The 2,867-nt window shown below is 32.5% G+C and carries 2 protein-coding genes; one reads left to right on the top strand and one right to left on the bottom strand.

The genetic code is table 11. The features are described 5' to 3' along the window. Positions 1-62 precede the first annotated feature (62 nt). Positions 63-266 (bottom strand): hypothetical protein, encoded by a 204-nt coding sequence (locus tag ACFIKE_RS09065; RefSeq protein WP_375649443.1) that lies wholly within the window; start codon positions 264-266, stop codon positions 63-65. A 710-nt stretch (positions 267-976) separates the two neighbouring features. Here ACFIKE_RS09065 and ACFIKE_RS09060 point away from each other — a divergent pair. Continuing rightward, the gene (locus ACFIKE_RS09060; RefSeq protein ID WP_375649441.1) at positions 977-1,306 is read left to right on the top strand and encodes a hypothetical protein; all 330 of its coding nucleotides are present in this window, start codon (positions 977-979) and stop codon (positions 1,304-1,306) included. Positions 1,307-2,867: the final 1,561 nt, after the last annotated feature.

Genomic DNA, 2,867 nt, shown 5'->3' with positions numbered 1-2,867 from the left:
ATGGATTTACGTTCTTCATGTAAAACAGAACGCCCTAAACGGAATATATTTGTGTTGCTAATTCATGTGCTTTTTTTAAAGAAACCGGCACCCAAGCCCATTTCACGGGGGCGCTTATGAATGGTATAACGATAAAGCCCCAAAATATGATATAAAATTCGTTGAGCACTCCCATTTTTACGCTTATGGAGTAATAAGCCGCTACCATCACACACTGTGCCAACTCCCAATATTGTGTAGTCCTTGGTACGGTTCATAAGAGGCATTTTTAGTCTTTTTTATCCACACTTGTAATGTGGAAACAAATGGTTTTGATTGATTCAACATGAAAAAGATTTTGAATAAGAGAATCTTACGGTATTCAGGGTTCTCATTCAATATGAATAACGTTAAACGATCATTATAAATCAATATATTATATGATTAATGTATAAAAATAACTACGATTATACTGAATAATGCAAAGAGCAACTCCTAGAAAAGTGTGCTAGAAACAAGTCAGCAAGAGTTCTCTTTACTAAGTCAAAATGCCGCAATAGCTTTTGCACTTCAACAGATTCGTAAGAATCTCCCTTTTTTCAAGAGTTTTATCCATATACAAACCTCATTTATGATGTGGAAGCGAATAAATTTTCTTCATGTATAATGAACAAGTTTGAAATGAGAGAATATCTGATATTTGAGAGGATTATTTTATGTGAGGAAATTAAATTATATTTATAAATCAATATGTTGATGTTAAGTTCTTATAGTTTATTATTTTTAGACGATACTTCGTGCCTTTATTTATTACTCAATAAGTGATTTCTATGTTGGCAGCGCAGGGCAATTTGCTTTTATTTTAAAATAAAAATGCTCCAAATCTTTATTTTTAAGGATTTTCGCTTTTTATCTATAAACATATTATTTTTCTCTAGAAATTTGCAATGAAGGCACTAGATAAAATCCATTATGGATATCTTATGAGGTTAAATTTATGAAAATAAAATATTTTATTACAGCTTTTGCTACTTTTGCTTCAATCTCTATCGCTCAGGGTGCGAGTTTTTTAGCGTCTCAAAACCTTATACAGAGAGCATCTTCGGCTGTTCCTTCAATAGGTCTTTTTTCTAGTGAACAGCTTCGCAAGGTCTTATCTGAAGTTTTTCAAATAGAACTTTCTTGCACAAATAACAGCGAATGCATAACAGAAGCTAAGTTAGTACCTGTGTCACATTCTGGTAAAAAAAGAGACTCTAATCCTAAAAGAAGAACAGGGAAAAGAGGACGTCCAAATCTATTTTCACGAAATCCACTAAGTTTTTAAAAAGTGAAAAACAATATCAAGAAGTATGATATATGCCTTGAAGTTGGAAAAGATGGGTGTTTTTTATCACTTGAAAAGTGGGGGGACGTTGTTTGCAAAGGGTATTATGATTGTACACGGAGGGGGTGAAGAGTACTCTTTGGAAAAGATATAGGTAGGTGGATTTGGGTGCAAGAATACTCTGTATAATGGCAATCGCTTGTTACAAAATTCATGGGTTTGGATAAATATAATCTCCTGATTTGGGGTTACGCTGTTATGCTTTAAATACTGTCATTTTAAGCGTGGCTATGTAACGCACATAACCCCCCTTGATAAGTATTTTAGAGTAGGGCTTGTCCAGAGAGAGCCTTTAGTTAAGTGAATCACATGGGTAAGGAGCTAAGAAAAATCCTCTCGACAAGAAACTGGGTTGTTTGCAGAAAGGATCTGATAGGATGCTTCGTAAAAATCGAGGAAGAAACAAAAATGTTAAACTTTTGATCTTTGATGGTATGTTTCGACTACAGGTATATAAAATATTCTTTATTTGTCTATAATTCAAAATATCAGGTATTTTTTCTGCCAACTTTATGATTTTTAAAGCAAGGTGTGGTTTGAAAACTTTAAGAAAAATTTCTCATTTTTTCAGCTTTAAGGAGATTTCTATATAAGTTTTAATGTTTATCATACCGGTTGTTTATCTTGAGGCATTTTTTCAATTTAGTCTTGTAAAGGGGTATGAAATGATAGTCTACAAATAAGGCTGAAGCTCTGAAAAAGACTTTACTATAAGGTTGAGAGAAGAAAAAAATAGTAAGTATGTCAAAAAACGATAGATGCCTAAATTGTAAACAAAGAGCAAGCGTAATGAAATTGCATGTAATCTTGTTGCAGTCCATGGGGTAGTGGAGATCTTGTTCTGTGCGGTACAAGCGTTTTTTACAATGATGAAAACAAATACATGGCTTTCACTTTTGGTCATGCTAAGGATAAAGGTAAAAACGTTATTTGTATGAATTTAAATATAACGGTTACATTTAGCTACTCTCAATATTGTAACAGTTTTCACTGTTATAATATTGAGAGTATTAATAGGAAGCATTCCAGCTTTTAAATAGCTTTATTTATCTACACACACTTGCTCGTTTGTGAGGTGCAGGGGGCAGTTTTGGTTCCTTTAATATAAAAAGGCTTAAGATAAGAGCATCTTCAATATTGCAGATGAATGAATATAAAAGATATTTTTTCATTATAATCAATACATTATATTTTCATGCTAATAGCACACGCTTTACACGGTGATAATGCAGATATTTTTAAAAATTCATAAAGAAGAGCAAGTGTGACGAGAGAAAATCATTTGTGCATTGGCATAGTTTAATTCTCATTTATTACAGATATTACAGATCAAGCGATCAAAGGTGCTTTGATTGGCTTTTTGTTTTTTTTATAAGTGTATCATTTTTGCTACAGATATCTGAAGTTTGGGCTCTATATGGAATGATGTGTTCAAATAAATATTCAGCTATGGAGAGAAAATATGAATATGAAATGGTTAATAACAGCTTCTGCTTTCGCT

Origin of the sequence: Bartonella sp. MU70NMGDW (assembly GCF_042194085.1) — a bacterium.
GTDB classification, from domain to species: domain Bacteria; phylum Pseudomonadota; class Alphaproteobacteria; order Rhizobiales; family Rhizobiaceae; genus Bartonella; species Bartonella grahamii.
The sequence above is the reverse complement of the archived record's forward strand: the minus strand, read 5'-3'. Positions and strand labels throughout refer to the sequence as shown.